This is a genomic window from Paeniglutamicibacter sp. NPDC012692 (assembly GCF_042901625.1).
Classification (GTDB): Bacteria; Actinomycetota; Actinomycetes; order Actinomycetales; family Micrococcaceae; genus Paeniglutamicibacter.
Map to the genome: position 1 here is coordinate 415,392 of NZ_JBIBDE010000004.1, position 17,488 is coordinate 432,879.

At 63.4% G+C, this 17,488-nt stretch carries 11 protein-coding genes; 1 reads left to right on the forward strand and 10 read right to left on the reverse strand.

The window, feature by feature from the left end:
• Positions 1–58: 58 nt before the first annotated feature.
• The 3 genes from ACFY5D_RS16175 to ACFY5D_RS16185 form a co-directional block, all read right to left on the reverse strand.
• Positions 59–4,222, reverse strand: coding sequence for a Pls/PosA family non-ribosomal peptide synthetase (locus tag ACFY5D_RS16175; protein ID WP_387532002.1), 4,164 nt, complete (start codon positions 4,220–4,222; stop codon positions 59–61).
• 57 nt (positions 4,223–4,279) lie between these two features.
• Positions 4,280–5,653: an aspartate aminotransferase family protein gene (locus ACFY5D_RS16180; protein WP_387532005.1), complete on the reverse strand. Its 1,374-nt coding sequence runs from the start codon at positions 5,651–5,653 to the stop codon at positions 4,280–4,282.
• A gap of 544 nt (positions 5,654–6,197) precedes the next feature.
• Entirely contained in the window at positions 6,198–7,523 is a 1,326-nt protein-coding gene (locus tag ACFY5D_RS16185; protein WP_387532008.1) for an aspartate kinase, read from the reverse strand.
• A 922-nt stretch (positions 7,524–8,445) separates the two neighbouring features.
• On the opposite strand from ACFY5D_RS16185, the gene ACFY5D_RS16190 reads away from it, so the two are divergent.
• Complete coding sequence (locus ACFY5D_RS16190; protein WP_387532011.1) at positions 8,446–9,345, forward strand: inositol monophosphatase family protein; 900 nt, start codon at positions 8,446–8,448, stop codon at positions 9,343–9,345.
• A 136-nt stretch (positions 9,346–9,481) separates the two neighbouring features.
• On the opposite strand, the gene ACFY5D_RS16195 is transcribed toward ACFY5D_RS16190, so the two are convergent.
• From ACFY5D_RS16195 to ACFY5D_RS16225, 7 genes are all read right to left on the reverse strand, one after another.
• A complete protein-coding gene (locus ACFY5D_RS16195) occupies positions 9,482–10,273 on the reverse strand; it encodes a glucosamine-6-phosphate deaminase (RefSeq protein WP_387532014.1) in 792 nt (263 codons plus the stop codon).
• Between the two features lie 19 nt (positions 10,274–10,292).
• Entirely contained in the window at positions 10,293–11,318 is a 1,026-nt protein-coding gene (locus ACFY5D_RS16200; protein WP_387532017.1) for an ROK family protein, read from the reverse strand.
• Positions 11,315–12,799, reverse strand: a complete 1,485-nt coding sequence (locus ACFY5D_RS16205) for a glycoside hydrolase family 3 N-terminal domain-containing protein (RefSeq protein WP_387532019.1) — start codon at positions 12,797–12,799, stop codon at positions 11,315–11,317. The genes ACFY5D_RS16200 and ACFY5D_RS16205 overlap by 4 nt, the downstream gene beginning before the upstream one ends.
• Positions 12,799–13,638: a carbohydrate ABC transporter permease gene (locus ACFY5D_RS16210; protein ID WP_387532022.1), complete on the reverse strand. Its 840-nt coding sequence runs from the start codon at positions 13,636–13,638 to the stop codon at positions 12,799–12,801. Before ACFY5D_RS16210 ends, ACFY5D_RS16205 begins: the two co-directional genes overlap by 1 nt.
• A gap of 1 nt (position 13,639) precedes the next feature.
• Positions 13,640–14,608 (reverse strand): carbohydrate ABC transporter permease, encoded by a 969-nt coding sequence (locus tag ACFY5D_RS16215; RefSeq protein ID WP_387532024.1) that lies wholly within the window; start codon positions 14,606–14,608, stop codon positions 13,640–13,642.
• A gap of 103 nt (positions 14,609–14,711) precedes the next feature.
• A complete protein-coding gene (locus ACFY5D_RS16220; RefSeq protein ID WP_387532027.1) occupies positions 14,712–16,100 on the reverse strand; it encodes an extracellular solute-binding protein in 1,389 nt (462 codons plus the stop codon).
• A gap of 74 nt (positions 16,101–16,174) precedes the next feature.
• Complete coding sequence (locus tag ACFY5D_RS16225) at positions 16,175–17,326, reverse strand: ROK family protein (RefSeq protein ID WP_387532029.1); 1,152 nt, start codon at positions 17,324–17,326, stop codon at positions 16,175–16,177.
• Positions 17,327–17,488: the final 162 nt, after the last annotated feature.

Here is a 17,488-nt window from a genome sequence, read left to right on the forward strand (position 1 = left end):
TCCTCCGGCTGAAGCCAAACAGCGGCCCCGTCTCCTGCAAATGGAGGCGGGGCCGCTGTCATACAAGCCGTGCGTGCCGTGCGCGCCGTGCCAGGTGCCGGCCCTTGACCCGGACCGGCCGCGCATCGCGCACCACGTAGGCGGACAGGTCCTGCGCGGGGTTGCCGCCGAACACTCCGTCCGCAGGCACGGCGGATCCCTTCATCAGGAACGAATCCGCCTCCAGCTTCGACCCGTCCTGCATGGTCACGCCGTAGTGGACGAACGCGCCAACGCCGAGTGTGACCCTGGAGCCAATCGTGATGGGCTCGAGTTTGAAGGCGCCATCTTCCATCGAGTGGCATTGGAGGACGCTCCCGGAGTTCAGGGTCACATCGTCCCCGATGGTGACAATTGTCTTTTCCGGCATTCCGCAACCGTCATCGAAGAGCCTCTTGCCCACGCGCACGCCCAGTAGTCGCCAAATGATCGACTTGAAGGGCGTGCCGCTGAACAGGCCAAGTGCCCTTCCGGCGATGAACTTCCAAAAACGCTCGTGCTCCCAAAAGTAAACGTCGTAGATGGAGGAGAAGGTAGGAACCAACTTGTGGCGGACCTGGGCGAGGCGTTCGATCGCGATGGTCATGGCCTCCAACGCCGCGCCAATGATCAGCAATCCGATCATGACGGCCAGTGCACCGGCCGCTTCAAAATGGGTAAGGACAACCGAACCGATCCACAGGGCGAGGAAGAGCTCGAACCAGCGTAGCAATAGGAACATCGCCAGGGTGAGGCCGTTGTGACGGTTCTTGGCGGGAAGCCGCGTCTTAAGTTCCTCCGTCGTCTTCATCTCATCGAAGGCGGCATCTCGCTGGACCGACCGCGGGATCTCGAAGGGAGGCGAGCCCAGGAGCCCTACTCCTTCACGGATGGGACCGTCAACCGGGACCATGGTCATGGTTCCGAACAAACAGTTCTCGCCGGTCTTCCCCGTAGGTGGGTAGGTAATGGCGTTGCCCAAGAAGTTCTTGGCGCCGATGGCGGTGGGTACGATGCGGAACGAAGTGTTCGATACCTCGGAGGTAATGACCGACAGGCCGTCCGACACCATTGTCCCGGAGCCGATGGTGACCGTGTAAGGAGTGTCGTGCTTGACGGCGGGCCCGAAGTTGGACCCGGTCTGCACCGGGTTCGGCTGGTGGTACCCGAGATAGCTCAGGTAATAGAGAATCAGTGAGCTGTCACCCGTGAGGTGGGTGAAGAACGAGATGTTCGTGAGTCGTTTAACCATCCCGTGAATGGCGTAGTGGAAACCATAGAGGGGGTAGATCTTGCCGGGTGTCAGGAGAAGGTATAGCAGTCGCGGTAGGACGGCCACTGCCACCAGACCAGTGACAATGCCGACGGTTGTCAGGCCAAAGGAAATGATCACCAAGTCGGCGAAGAACCCGCCGGTCTCGTTCCAGAGTAAACCTGATTGCAGGTAGTCCGGCAGCAACGCCGAGATCAGCGAAGTTGCGAGGGAAGCGAATCCAACTATGCGGATGCACACGACCCAGAAGCTGTAGGTGATCTTCCTTCTCATCGTGATCCGTGCGGGGTCGACAGACTTGTAGTTGAAACCGGAGTACCGTCCGGGAGATCCGTGCCAACTTTCGTTGGCCGGTACCGATTGCCCGCGGTGCAGGGCCGATGAGTGCCCGAGCTGGGAGTTGTCGCCCATCTCCGTGTATATGTCTATGACCGTTTGCTCACCCACCCAGACGTTTTTGCCCAGTGTCACCGGCCCCACCTGGATGACTCCACGGTCGGCTCGGTAGCCCTTGAAAACGCAGTCCTTTCGGATCACGGTGCCGTCACCGACGGTGAGCAAATCCGTGCACATGGGCACTGAGGTTGAGAACAGTGCAACGTCGTGCCCGATCTTGGCACCCAGCGCCCGCAAATAGACATTGAACAACGGTGTCCCGGCAAACATTCGAAGTGGATTGCTGCTGATGAGCGCCCTCACGAACCAAAAGCGGACATAGGCCAATGACCAGACCGGAATTTCCATTTCCTTCCATCGCCCGACAATTGCCCATTTCAAGGCAATGGGCATCACCGACAACAAGACAAACATCGAAACGGTGAAAATGACCGACCGTGCCCAAATCTGCAGAGCGTCCGGCGCCGCCGACGCCCAGTGGTATCCGGCGACCGCGAGGACGGTGAACGAGTAGGTGTAGGCGAGGAAGATCAGAGCCTGCAGAATCCCGGTGGTCACGAATTGGCGGGTGCTGGCCGGTTTGGTTTCGGCTGGCTCGGGATACGTGACCGGAAGGGCGGCTGCGGAGCTGTTGCTAGCAAGCACCCCGGCTAGTTCTTGAACTGTCGGGTTTTGGTAGACATCCCTCATGGCAAGCGCGGGAAGGGCAGTGTTCTTCCTCGTGCGAGAACAAAAATATGCAAGCAACAGGGAATTGGCCCCGAGATCGGTGAAGAAGTTTGCCGTAGTCGATACGACCTCGACCTTGAGGACTTCGGCCATTGCAGCCGCTAGGAGTTCCTCTGTTTCGTTGGTCGGAGCCGTGTACTCTTGGGCGTTGGAACTTGAACGCTGTGACTTCGGTGGTGGCAGGCTCTTTCGGTCCGCCTTGTCGCTGGGAAGCATGGGGATGACTTCCAGATGCTCCAGATATGCAGGAACCATGTAGCTGGGCAAGCGCGATTGGAGCCGTTCCCTCAGATTCGCCGTGTCCAGGGCTTTCGTGTCTTGCCGCAGGCTGTAATAGGCGACGAGCTCGATCATCCCCGGTGCCGACTCATAGGTGTCGACGACTGCTTGGGAAATGCCGGGAACCTGCATCAGCACCGACTCGATCTCCGTGAGTTCGATCCGGTAGCCGCGGACCTTCACCTGCGTATCGATTCGGCCGAAATACTCAATTTCTCCGGCGTCGTTGATCCGGCCGAGGTCGCCGGTGCGGTAGATCCGGCCCGAAGGGTTGTTTTCGATCGCCAAGAAATCGGAGATAAAGGCCTTCTCGGTTAGGTCGTCGCGCTTGATATAGCCCCTGGCCAGCCCGATACCCGCCAACCCGATTTCGCCGAGTGTCCCCACCGGCAGGGCCAGTGGTTCGCTCGGATCAAGGATGACCACCGCGTAGCTGGGTAGCGGGATTCCCAAGGTGACAGGTTGAGTTGGATCGACCACCGAGTAGGTCGCCGTGACGGTGGCCTCCGTTGGACCATAGACATTGAGAAAGCGGCGCCCGGGTCTGTGCCAGCGCAGGATCAGGTCTCTGGGGCAGGCTTCCCCGGACACCAGCAGAAACCTGAGGCCGGGAATGTCATCATCCAAGGTCGCCAACAGGGTCGGCACACAGCAAATGGCCGAGATCCGTTTGGCAACCAAGAAGTCTGCCAGCTCCGCGCCCAGCAGCGTGGTGCCGCTCGGCTTGGGAACCAGCGTGCAACCGGACATCCAAGGAACCCAAATTTCCTCAACGGAAAAGTCGAAGGCAATGGTCATGCCCTGGTAGACCCGGTCTCCTTCCTGGAAACCGTATGAATCGGCGGCAACCCGCACGAAATTGCAGATGCTGGCATGTTCGATCGCTACTCCTTTGGGGCGACCCGTGGTTCCGGACGTGTAGATGATGTAGGCAAGCTGCTCGGTTGCCGACCCCTTTTCCACAGCGCTCAAACGTGCCTCGTCGAAGGAATCGATCTGTGTGTCTTCCCTATCCAGACAAGAAATTGGAGCAATGACGTCCACAAGCCGGTCGCTCAAATGAGACAAGGTCAACACCATCGATACGTCGGCATCGGCAATGATGTAGGAAAGCCGGTCCGCCGGGTATCCGGCATCTAGAGGAACATATGCTGCGTGGATCTTCAATACGGCGAGCATTCCCACGAAGGATCGCAACGGCTCATCAAATAGCAATGCAATCTTGTCACCGGGGCGGCATCCACGCGCGATCAGGTACCGGGCGAGTTGGTTGGCCAAGCCATCCAACTGATCGTAGGTGAGCGTGAGCGTGTCGGAATCAACGGCCAGATGCGAGCCCAAGCCCGCCTCCCGCAACCGGTCGCAGCGTTCCTCAAAGAGCTGATCCAACCGTTCACCCGGCAGCCAGCGGGCCCTTTGGTTTTCGCCGGCAGCCACCAAGACCTGACCTTGCATCAAACTCAGAGACTTGGGTGCGGTCACGGAGGTTTTTTCAGATGTGGTGTGAACCTGCTTGTTCTTGAACACGAAGATCTCCATCTCGGGCTTGCACCGGCCGAGTAAACCTAGGCGGGTGCGGTGTGGCTAGCCGACCTTCGACTCAAGCTGGTCAATGCAGTCGACCAGGATACGGCAGGCGGCCTCCATGATCTCCTCGGTAACGTTGAGCGGGGGTAGCAATCTCACGACACAGCCGTCACGGCCGCCTAGCTCCAGGATCAGCCCGCGGCTGAGCGCTTGGGTCTGTACCTCAGTGGCCAAGTTTCCCGCCGGGAGCCCGCTGGAAGGATGCATCAGCTCAATGCCCAGCAGCAATCCCTTGCCACGGATTTCCCTTACCCATGGATGCTGCTGCAGCGGTGCAAGGAGACCCATGCATTGTTCGCTGCGCCGGACGACGTTGCCCATGACATCGTCGCGCTTGATGATCTTGATCGCTTCAACGCCGGTGGCGAAGGCCAGTTGGTTGCCGCGGAAGGTCCCGGTGTGTGCCCCGGGAGCCCAGACATCCAACTCCTTGTCATAGAAGATCAGAGCAATCGGCAAGCCCATGCCGCTGAGCGCCTTCGAAGCAACGATGACATCGGGCTCGATGCCGTACTGCTCGAAGGAGAACCAGGTTCCGGTGCGCCCGCAACCGGTCTGGACTTCGTCGACAATCAGGGGGATCCCCAGTTCGCGGGTCACCTCACGGACTCGCTGGGCGAATTCAATGGTGGCGGGAATTGCTCCGCCTTCGCCTTGGACAAGTTCGATAATCACCGCGGCCGGCAAAGGGATTCCGCTGAGATCGTCCTTGAGCGAATGCTCAAAGTAGGTGGCGCAATTGGTGCTGCAGGTCTCCCGGGTAAGCCCCAGAGGACACCTGGAACAATACGAATACGGGAAGAAATGGACACCCGGAAGTCCGTTGCTCACAGGCTCTTTTTGAGACACCAAGCCCGTGAGTGCCATGCCTGCGGCTCCACTGCCGTGGAATCCGCCCTGGAAGCTGATGATTTCCCCCCGACCTGTCGCTGTCTTGCACAGCTTGATTGCTGCATCGACGGCGTTGGTCCCAGCGGGGCCACAAAAATGGATCTTCATCCGGTCACGCATGGTGGCAGGAAGCATTGAAAGCTGGGCTTCGATGAAGGCGTCCTTTGCCGGCGTTGGGAAGTCCAACCCGTGGGTCAGGACGGAGAGTTGCTCCGTGGCTGCACCGACCAGCTCCGGATGGTTGTGTCCGAGCGAAAGTACTCCGGCCCCGGCAAGAAAATCGATGAAAATATTGCCATCGACATCTCGGAGAAAGCTACCTGCAGCTTCAGCGATGGCGATTGGCAAATGCCGAGGGTAAGTGCGGGCATTGGATTCCCTGGCTGCTTGCCGTTCAAGCAATTCGGCGGATCGCGGTCCGGGCACGGGCCCCGACACGATCGGACCGGTCAAATCGGCTAGCTCAGTTTGGAAGGTCATGGAAATCTCCGATTACAGCGACTGCTACTTGGGTAAAAGGACGCGGTGGTTTTCCGGCGCCTTTGGCCGCGCAAAGTGCGGTTGAAGTCGGTACGGGGCGTTCCGCATGGTGCTCGCGAATTCCCACCACATCTCCAATTTCCCGGTTGGTCGAAGGGATCGGCTGGCGAATCTCGGATGAAGTCTAAGGAACGAACCTTGTGGTCATTTCACGTGAACTCAAAGTCACGAGCAGAACATTTGGCTTGGGCCGTGCTTGTATCGAGCCCGGCCATTTCACCATGCTGCGAAAATTTGTTTCCCGGTACCTGCAAGGGCTTCTCATGAGTGGGGCTGGTACGACGAACTGTGGATTCAGTCGATCCGATGCCAGGTGGACTGGGGTGGCGGTCCGTTTTGTGACCGCGAGCCCCGCCATCGGGCAACCATTTGAGGAGCCGATGAGTTGGATCATGGAATGAACATTCGCTAGAGCAATAGTTGGATGCGGTCTTGGCCTTGAAACGTTTGGATGTCTCAAGGCCAAGACCTAGTTGGCGTCCGTCTACCCGATGAGCAAGTCACCGGATAAACGGAACTCTTTGTGAACTGCACGAACTGCCTGATCCAGCATTCCGATATCCGTTACTGCGGAAATACGGGTATCTGAATTCGAAATTAGCCGAAGGCTGACTCCAGCTTCTGAAAGCGAACTCATAAACCGGCAGAAAACGCCGGAGTCGTTGAGCATTCCGGAACCGATCAGCGACAGCCTGCCAACCTCATCGCACTGCAACGAGTGGAATCCGATGGCGCTCTGTGCCTCGGAAAGGGCCTTGAAAATCGGCTGTCCCAGGGAGCTGGGTACGGTAAACGCGATATCGGGACGGTGACCCGCTGCAGCATAATTTTGTGTGATCATGTCTGGGCAGGCCTTTGCAGCCTCTGTGATGCGGAAAATCTGCGCTGCCTTGCCAGGCAAATCAGGCACCCCGGTGACAGTGAGCTGCACCGCCGAACGATCATCGGTGACACTGCGGATAAACGGTTGTTCCAAGGATTCGGAATCGGGATAAGGGACCTCGTCCGTGGGGGTAGCAACTACCAGCGTTCCTTCGCCGTGGTCGAATGATGAACGCACATGGATCGAAACACCGAATCGTCGAGCGTACTCGACACAACGCAATTGCAGAACCTTCGCCCCGCCTGCAGCCAATTCCAACATCTGGTCATTGGAGATCATATCGATCTTTTGCGCCAGCGGAACGATCCGCGGATCCGCGGTGTAGACGCCGTCAACGTCTGAGTAGATTTCGCATACTCCGGCGTTCAGCGCGGCGGTCAGGGCAACTGCGGACAGATCCGATCCGCCCCGTCCCAAAGTCGTGACCTCGTTGGTTCTGCGGCTAGTTCCCTGGAACCCGGTCACAATGGGAATCTCGCCACGATCGAGAGCATCGCGTACTCGCTGCGGATACACTCCGACGATGCGCGCCTTGCCATGCGTCTCGTCCGTGATCAGCCCGGCCTCGTTGCCAGTAAAGACATGGGGGGAAGCCCCAAGACTTGAAATGGCAATTGCCAGCAATGCAACCGAGATTCGTTCGCCCGTGCTCAGCAACAGGTCGAGTTCGCGGGATGCCCGCAACGGTGCGACTCCAGCGGCGAGATCCAATAATTCGTCGGTGGTGTCGCCCATGGCCGAAAGAACCACGGCCACAGGATGTCCAGCAAGATGGGTGTCCACGATTCTTCGTGCAACCCGCTGAATTCCTTCAATATTCTCGATCGATGAGCCGCCGTATTTTTGAACGATCAGGCTATCGCCGGTGAGAGATGGTGGGAACCCCTGATTCCCTACTCTCCAATTTACGCGAGTATTTAATTGCATGGGAACGATCTGTCATCGCAACAGGATAAGTTTTCTCCCCGAGATCCCCGATTTGCAAAAAACCGGCAGATCGAGGACTCGGCATCTCCACTTCTAATGAGTGGGCTCGACTAATCGATGTTTTCGGTTCGATTATTTAGATAAAGTCGCCGATGGTTGTCAGGCCCCTCAAGTGGCACGGCAACCATTTAGGGCACTAGTCTGACACCGCACATGTGGGGATTCAATACTTCCACGAGCCATGACATGAATGTATGCGAAATCTTGACGTTCGCCCGTCTTGGCTGAGAACTCGGGCATCGTGGGGCAAAGAGATTCCGACGAACTTCGTTGTGGCTGGCTGGATTCAGTTGCCGGCATTTGAACACGGGAAGAAACTCGGCTCTGAGCAGGGACTAGCAATAAAGTTAGCCAATGAAATGGTCAATCTAGGGTCAGGGGAGGATACATAGCCACGAGCGTGCCATCTCGTTTTCCGACCACCGGCCCGCTATCAGGCGACGCCAAAGGCTGCAGGGAACGTCAATCCCATTAAGAATCTTGGCGCGGAAACCATCGTTACGTGCACAAAAGATAACGATGGCGTCTTCAGTATCAGCCAATAAGGCGCGTGAAGCAGTACCTAGCATGCGGATTTCGTGGCGGAAAAAGCTGCTGGCCGGACCGTGTTCTGCGTGCTTCGACCTCCAACTCCGCCGACCACATCCGTTCATGTGACCTCGACAGCAACTCAGCCTGGTCTTTTTGCACGCCTCCTGCGACTCATAGCGCCGGAACCTTTACCGTGATCACGGTTATCGAGTGCAGGTTGGGTACGCTCGAAATGTCCGGGCGCGATGGGTTCCACGCTCCGTCTGTCCGGCCATCCCGCACCATACGCAACAGATCCGCAGAAGCAGCATTTCGATCCCAGGAGCAGCACATGAACCAGCACCCAAAGCATCTGCACTCGGCCAGTCCCGGGGGACCGTCTGCCCCGTTGGAGGGAACGGACCTGGTGGCTCAACTGCTCGAAATCGCCCGTGAGGCAGCCGCCGCGGGTGCTGCGGTGCTGGCCGAGCGCGGCAGGTCCAGGGTCGATGCGGACACCAAGAGCGCCGCGGGGGACTGGGTGACCGACTTTGACCGGCGTGCGGAAATGGCGGTGCGCGATGTCATCGCCGCTGCCCGCCCCAACGATTCGATCACCGGCGAAGAATATGGCCGCACGATCCCGCAGCTGCCGTCGGGCTACCGGTGGTCGATCGATCCCTTGGACGGAACCGCGAACTTTGTCCGCGGCATCGTGTACTACTGCACCTCGGTGGCTGTTTACGGTCCCGACCATGGGGCGCCGGGGACGGGGCGCTGGCTGGCGGCCGCCATCAATGCGCCCGCCCTGGGCAGCGAGTACTACGCCGCGGCAGGCTCAGGAGCCTGGCTTGCCGAACCACGCGATGGCGTCCGGGCCGGTGGGCCGTCGGCTGCCGGACCCCGGCCGGTGATGCGGTTGCACGGTGGCGACAAGGAGGAAGCCGGCCGATTGCTGGCCACGGGCTTTGGCTACGACGCCGACCGCCGGCAGTTCCAGGTCGGCGCACTCTTGGGGCTCATGCCGGGATTCGCGAACGTGCGGCGGTTGGGATCGGCTGCGCTGGACCTGTGCTTGGTGGCCGACGGCACGCTGGACGCCTATGCGGAGTATGGCACGCAGGAATTCGACTGGGCGGCTGGTGCCCTGATCGCGGAGGAGGCTGGGATCCCGGTGCTGCGTCCGGCCAGCGAACCGGGTTGGCAGGCCGCCGGACACTTTGATTTCACGGCGCTGCCCGCCGCCGAGTAGCTCTCGCAGGCACCTGCATCGGCACCTGAACCGGCACCTTGTGGACACGCAAAGAGCCTCATCCCGCGATGACTGGCATCGGCGGGATGAGGCTCTTTGCATGCGCCCGCGGGCGCGGAACAGGTTTTGGTCGGTGCTAGATGCCGAACTGGAGTCCCGCGGCGGCATCGTCGTAGTAGGCACGGTTCTTCAGGCGCGAGGCGGCAGCCTCGTCGAGCACCACCACGGCATCCGGGTGGAGCTGCAGCACCGAGCCCGGGCACGAGGCGGACAGCGGGCCCTCGACTGCCGCGGCAATCGCCTCGGCCTTGTGGCTGCCGGTGGCGATGAGCACCAGGCGGCCGGCTTCCTGCACGGTGCCCAGGCCCTGGGTCACGCAATGGGTCGGGACCTGGTCCAGGCCGTCGAAGAAGCGCGCGTTGTCCTCGCGGGTCTGCGCGGCCAGGCGCTTGATGCGGGTGCGACTGCGCAGCGAGGAGGCAGGCTCGTTGAAGCCCAGGTGCCCGTTGGCGCCGATGCCCAGGATCTGCACGTCGACCCCGCCGGCGGCCTTGATCGCCTCGTCGTAGGCGGCTGCCTGCTCGGCGATCTGCGCAACGGTTTCCCCGTTGCCGTTGGGCACGTTCAGCCCGGACTCGGGCAGGCCGATCACGTTGCAGACCTCGCGGATCAGCGTCTGGCGGTAGGACTGCTCGTGCGTGTCATCCAGGCCCACGTACTCATCGAGCGCGAAGCCCCGGGCGGCGGAGAAATCGACTTCCCCGCGTTGCGCCGCGGCGGCCAGCTCGGCATAGAGTCCCAGCGGCGACGACCCGGTGGCCAGGCCCAGCACCGGGTTCCCCGTGCCGTAGGCCCGCAAACCATCGAGCACTGCCGAAGCGGCAAACGCCGCAGCTTCCTCGGGGGTATCGACGATCAAAACTTCCATGTAAACGTGTTCCTTAGTGCTAAAGCTGATCTCGTGCCGGCAGCAGCGCCGCACCAAGGGCGGCGACCGGTACGTCGGAGGGCAGCAGTTCAAAGCGGTCGGCCAGCTCCAACGATGCGACGAAGTCGGAGGCCGCCGCATCACGGGTCAACTCCGAGCGTATCCCGTTCTCCAGTGCGTTTCCCAACGCGCACAGCCCGCCGCCGATCACGATCCGCTCGGCGCCCGTGGTGAGAACCAGCAACTGGAGGGAAAGCGCGATCCCGTGGCAGAGCACCTGCGCGGCGTGCGCCGCCACGGGGTCCCCGGACGCCGCGGCGGCAAAGGGATCGCGCCCGCGGCCCCCCGGCACCCGCCACAGCCTGTCCAGCGCCGAGCCGGAGGCCAGCGTCTCCAGACAGCCGAACTGGCCGCACTTGCACCGGGTCCCGCCGGCCACCGGAAAGTGTCCGATTTCCCCGACGATTCCGTCACGACCGCGTAACACTCGGCCGTCGCGGACCACGGCCGCGGCCAGGCCGGTGCCGAGGTTCAGGTACGCAAGGGTGCGGCCGTCGGCGAAAGTCGAGGGCGGCGCGGCTGGCACACCCGGTGCGCCGGACCTGGCACGCAGCAGCGCATCGGCGCCGAGCGCGGCCGCCTTCACGTCGTTCTCGACGCTCACGTCCATGCCCAGCGCCTCGGAAAGCCCGCGGCGCAGGTCCATGGAGTCGACCCCCAGGTTCACCGCGTGACGGACCATGCCGCTGGCCGGATCCACGAGCCCCGGCATGCACGCCCCGGCGCGGAGCGGCAGTTCGCCGCGCGCCGGCATGCCCGCAGCGGGGCCGGTGCCGCGGGCTGTGCCTGCGGCCGCGAACCCCGCCACGGCGAACCCCGCGGCCGCGACCTCGGCGATCGCGGCCCTGGCCAGCATCGCCGCCACCGCGATGACCTCGCCCGGGCCGTGCCCGGACGGGGCCGTGTGCAAGGTGGCCACCGAGCCGTCGTCGTGCAGGATCGCGGCGGCAGTCTTGGTGCCGCCGATGTCCAGTCCGAGGTTCATGCACTCGTTCCAGGTGCAGATTCGCGGGTGGCGCGCCGCGGGTCGAGCAGCCCGGCCAGCGCGGCGGAGACGGTCAGCGAGGCGCCGAAGGTGACGAGGTCGGCGCCGCCGCGCGGCCAGCCGCATTCGACGACGACGACCCGTCGGCCGTCGGCGCGCAGGGAATCGGCGAGTTGCCAGACCGGGTGCCCGGCATCCAGCCCGCGGCCGACCAGGGCGATCTTCGCGTACCGGTCCACCGCGTCGAGGTCCGTGTCCGCGCCGACCGCGGCGGCGCCCCAGGGCACGTGTCCCACCGCCATGTTCGCCTCGGAGCCGACCTGCACCAGTGCCGGGAGCGCAGGGTCGGCCAGCCAGGTGCGGGCGGCGTCGGAGACCTCGAAGGCGGCGGTAATGGTGGCGGAGTCCGGTGCCTTCCCGGTTCCTGCGGGGGCCGCCGGCTGGTAGGCTCCGGCCAGTTCCGCGGTGCGTCGCGCGGCGTCGCACAGCCTCTCCAGCGGCAGGTCGCCGGCGCGGACGGCCGCGACGATCGCGTCGAGGATGCCGTCGTAGCGTTCGGCCGAGGTTTCCGAGCCCAGACAGAGCAGGTCGGCGCCGGCGGCCAGCGCGCGCACGGCGGCGACCTCGATCCCGGTGATCGCGCAGGCGCCTGCCATGTCCAGGGCGTCGGTGATGATCGCGCCCTCGAAGCCCAGGGCCCCGCGCAGCAGCTCGCCCAGGATGGCCCGGGAGAAGGTCGCGGGGTTGTCCGCATCCAGCGCCGGCACCATGATGTGGCTGGTCATGATGCTGGCGACGCCGGCGGCGATGGCCGCGGCGAAGGGCACCAGCTCGCGGTCCCGCAGCGTTTCGACGTCCACGTCGATCGTCGGCAGGGCAAGGTGCGAGTCGGTGGCGGTGTCCCCGTGGCCGGGGAAGTGCTTGGCGCAGGCGGCGACGCCCGCGTCCTGCAGGCCCGTGACCCAGGCCGCGGTGTGTTCGGCGACCAGCGCGGCGTCGGCGCCGAAGCTGCGCACCCCGATCACCGGATTCTCCGGGGTGGAGTTCACGTCGGCGTCGGGGGCCAGGTTCAGGTTGAAGCCCAGCGCGGCCAGCTCGTCGGCGATGGCGGCGGCGGAGGCTGCCGTGGTTGCCGGGTCGTTGATGCGGCCCAGCACCGCGTTGCCCGGCTGGTTGGACCCGGTGAGGTAGTGCAGGCGGGTGACGTCCCCGCCCTCCTCGTCCAGGGTCAGCAGGACGGTGGGCGACGCGGCGCGCAGCCGGCCCATGAGGTCGGCCAGCTGGCCGGGGGAGGTGAGGTTGGTGCCGTAGATGCAGACCGAGCCCAGCCCGGCGTCGAGCGCGGACCCGATCCAGTCCGGCATCGTCGTGCCGGTGAAGCCGGGCATCAGGGTGCCGGCGGCGAGGGCGCGGAGCCCTGCGTCGGACAGGAGATCTGACACCGGCTCGGTGGCGGGGTTCAAGGAGTCCACGTTGTTCATCAGCCCTTCACCGCCCCGCCGACCAGGCCCGAGGACATCTTGGACTGCACGATCATGAAGAAGATGATCACCGGGACCGCGACCATCATGGAGGCGGCCATGACCAGGCCCCAGTCGGTTTCGCGGGTGGCGGAGGCCTGCACGAATCCGCGCAGCCACAGCGGCAGCGTCTTCATCTGGTCCTCGGTCATCACCACCAGGGCGACGGTGAATTCGTTCCACGCCTGCAGGAACGCGTAGACGCCGGAGGCCACCAGGCCCGGGGCCAGCAGCGGGAAGGTGATGCGCATGAACGCCTGGGTGCGGGAGAGACCGTCGACCATGCCGGCCTCCTCGAGCTCCGCCGGGACGCCGGCGACGAAGCCGCGCAGCATCCAGATGGTGAACGGGATGACGGCCGCGGTGTAGAGCAGCGTCAGGCCCAGCACGTTGTTCAGCAGGCCCACGGAGCTCATCATCTTGTACTGCGCGATGAACATGCCCTCGGCCGGCAGCATCTGGATCAGCAGCATCGCCAGGATGAAGGACTTGCGGCCCTTGAACTTGAAGCGGCTGATGGCCAGCGCGCCCAGGAACGCGACGAACAGCGCCACGGCCACGGTGGTGAGCGTGACGGTCAGCGAGATGCCCAGCGCCGCGACGAACTTGCCGTCTGCGAAGACCGCAGTGAAGTTGTCGAACGATCCGCCGAAGGGCAGGAACGTCGGGGTGGCCGACTGCAGCACCGAGTTGGGCAGGAATGACGAGTTGAACATCCAGTAGACGGGGAAGGCCCAGGCGACGGCGACGACGAGCGCAACGGCCGTCCAGACGCCGGTCGAGATCGATTTAAGCCGCATTCTAGTCTTCCTCCTTCATCAGCGAGCGCACGTAGTACCAGCTGACGGCAATGGTGATGATGAGCATCAGGATGGACACCGCGCTTGCCGCGCCGAAGTCGCCGGAGCCGACGCCCATTTGGTAGATGTAGGTGCCCAGCAGGTGGGTCTCGTTGGCCACGCCGCCGGCGTCCTGCAGCAGCTTGATCTGGGTGAACACGCGCAGGTCCCAGATCAGCTGCAGCAACAGCACGATCGAGAGGACCGGGGCGATCAGCGGCATGATGATGTACCGGATGCGCTGCATTCCGGTGGCGCCGTCCATGGCCGCGGCCTCCAGCACCTCCTCGGAGATCTGGGTCAGGCCCGCGTAGATGCTCAGCGCCACGAACGGCACGGACATCCAGACGACGATGACCAGTGCGATGGCGAAGAAGGTGAGCGGTTCGGCGAGCCAGTTGTGGCCCTCGGCGTCGAACCCGAAGCGGGTCAGCAGCCAGTTCAGCACGCCGCGGCGCCAGTCGACCAGCCAGACCCAGACGGTCATGGCGGCGACCACGGGCATGGCCCAGGCCAGCAGCATGGAGACCTGCAGGGCCAGGCGGGCGACGGTGCCCACGCGCTTCATGAGGATCGCGAGGAGGAATCCGATGAGCACGGTGATGCCGGCCGCGAGCAGGCAGAAGAGCAGGGAGCGGCCCAGGATGACCCAGAAGTCCGGGTCGCCGAGCAGCGTCGTGTAGTTCTCGAGTCCGACGAATTCCGGCGGTGCGCCGAACTGCTGCTTCAGGCCGAACTTCTGGAAGCTGGTGTAGATCTGCCAGCCCACGGGGTAGCCCAGGGCCGCGATGAGGATGACCAGCGTCGGGGCGATCAGCCAGAAGGGGGCCCTGGAGGTGCGCTTCTTGACAATGGGAACGTGGGTCGTGGCGCTGGCGGGTTCAACCTGTTGCGGTTGCTGCGCCGGCGGTGCCGGGGCGTGGGTGGGCATGAGCTTCTTACGGCCTTTCGTCTCGGCGGATGCCGACGTGCGGGGGGTGCTGCGCACCAAGCGGAAGGCCGGGGCGAGTTCGCGCCCCGGCCATCGACAAGTGCTACTTCAGGTTCAGCATCGGGGTGATCTGGGCGTCGTATTCCTTCGCCAGTGCCGCCAGGTCGGCGGTGTCGCGGATCTTGCCGAAGAACTCCTCGAGCTTCATCGAGGATTCGACGGCCGCCCAACCCGGTGCGGCCGGGGTCAGCTTGGAGTTCGAGGCCGAGGCGATGCCGGCCTTGGCGAACTGGTCGTCACCCATCGAGGCGTTGTTGTCCGAGTTCGCCGGGCCCAGGCCGTTCTTGCCGAGCATGTCCTGGTAGTCCGAGGAGAAGATGATGCGCATCAGTTCCTTGGCCAGGTCCGGGTTTTGGGACTTGGCGGAGATGCCGATGTTGGAGCCGCCGGCCAGGACCGGGGCCGGCTTGCCGTCGTTGCCCGGGAGCACGAAGGCGCCGAACTTCTTGTCGTCCCAGGTGCGGACGTCCTTGCCGGTCTTCGCGTCCTTCTCCAGGTCGCCGATCGACCAGTGCGCCCATCCCGGGGCCATGATGGTGGCCGCGGCGAGCGAGGTCTTGCCGGTGGGCTTGCCCGCTTCGTCGAGGATCTGGTCGGCATCGTTGATGTAGAGCCACGGGGTGGCGTCCTTGGCGTCGGCCGGGGCCTGGGAGGCGCTCTTGTACAGGTCCTGCAGCTGGGCCAGGCCCTTGAGGGTGTTCGGGTCCGAGAGGGTCGAGACCCACTGATCGCCTTCCTTCTTGGCCAGCTCGCCGCCGTTGGCGAAGACCCAGGAGATGCCGTTGCGCCAGTCCTGGCCGCCGAGGAAGAAGCCCGAGAAGTTCTTGATGTCGCGCGGGTTCTTCTCGGTGATGGTCTTCACCGCGGTGTTGAACTCGTCCAGGGTCTTGGGGGTCTCGACGCCGGCTTCCTTCCACACGTCGGCGCGCTGGAACATGTAGCGGGAGCCTGCGTAGTAGGGAAGGGTGAATTTCTTGCCATCGACCGAGCCGGCCTCGACGAAGGACGGGATCAGCTTGGCGCCGCCGAGCTCCTCGAACATGTCGGAGACGTCCAGGAAGGCGCCGATGTTGGTGAAGGTCGGGGACTGGGTGTTGCCCATTTCCACGACGTCCGGGGTGTTGTTGGCATCGGGAAGCGCGGTGGTCATCTTGGTGACCAGATCGCCCCAGCCCTGCTCCTCGATCTTGAGCGTGGCACCGGTCTTGGTCTTGAAGGTGTCCTTCAAGTAGGTGCGAAGCTCGTCCGGGGTGTCGCCGCCGGCCAGCCACAGGGTGATGGTCTTGCCCGCATTGCCGGCAGGATCGCCGGCCGCCGCGGATCCCGTGGACGCCGGTGCGGACGACGCAGCGGGTGCTCCGCTGCCGCCACAAGCGGTCAGGGACAGTGCCGCGGCGGTCGTGAGAGCCGCAAGCCCAAGGTACTTCTTCATTGGAGATCCTTTCGGAGGGTGACTGGGTTTACTGCGAGTAATCCCATGCGAAGGGTCGTGCTGGTTACAACGGGTCAGGCCACTCCCAGTTGGTTCCAAAGAACCATGACCGCGGTACCGCGCAGGACCACGTCCTGCGGTTCCTTGGCGAGGCGGACTTCAACCAAGGGTGGCCTGTGTGGAAGCATCCGTTCCGCCAGCGTCTTTTCGACGCTTTGGCGCAAGGTCCCTTCCAAAAGGTGTGCCGGGCCGCTGAGGACGACTTCGGCCAGATCAAGGGCGCCGACGATGGGCGCGAGGGCGACGGCCAGGCGCTCGCCGGCGATCTGCAGGACGTTCTCGGCAGCCGCTTCGGGGTCCTCGAAGGCCGCGGCCGCCGCGAGTCCGCGTTCGAGGAACGGGACCGAAAGCCAGGTCTCCAGGCAGCCGCGCTTGCCGCACTTGCACTCGAGCCCGCCGTCGGTGCCGACCACGACGTGGCCGATTTCCCCGGCCGCCGAGTGCACGCCGCGGGCGCGCTGGCCGTTGACCATCAGGCCGGAGCCCACGCCGCGGCCGACCTTGACCAGGATCATGTCGCTCGCGCCGCCCCCAAAGGTGAACTCGGCGAGAACCGCTGCATCAGCGTCGTTGGCCACGAGCGTGGGCAGCCCGGTCTGCCGCTCGAGCAGTTCACGCAGCGGCAGGTCCTTCCAGTCGAGGTTCGGCGCGGTGAGCACCACCCCGTCGTGGTCGACGATGCCCGGGGTTCCGACGCCGATGCCAAGCAGCGGCGCGGTGGCCAGGCCGATGGCACTGGTTGCCAGGTCGAGCACCAATTGCGTGACTTCCTGCCCCTTTTCATCCCCGGTGGAGGTTTCCACACGGTGCAGGATGTTTCCATCCAGGTCCAGGACGGCGGCGCGGAGCACCGAGTTCTCTGCGAGGTCCAGACCGATGATCTGAAGCCCCCGGCGGTTTAGATCGACCATGATGGCGGGTTTCCCGGGTCTGATTTTCTCGGACTGGCCGAGTTCGATGACGTGTCCGCGCTCGAGCAGTTCGGAAATCAGGTCCGAAACCGTGACGCGGGTGAGGCCGAGGGTGCGCGAAAGATCCGCGCGGCTCATCGGGCCCGTTGAATGGAGCGTCTGCAGTGCGAGGGACAGGTTGTGTGCGCGGCCGTGTGAGGGCAGTGCTGCTGCGCCTGTTGCCATGCTGCGCAGGGGACCCCGTGAGGTGTTCATGGTTGTTAGTAAACTGTACTAACAAACAAACCACAAGGGTGTCGGGTTAGGTTCTTCCTTTGTGATCGAATTGTGACGTGGGACAAACTGCGAAAATCCGGAGTGGTCCGCTTCATGCGGACTTGGCGTGAGGCGTCGGGGCGGCGGATGGATTGCCGATCG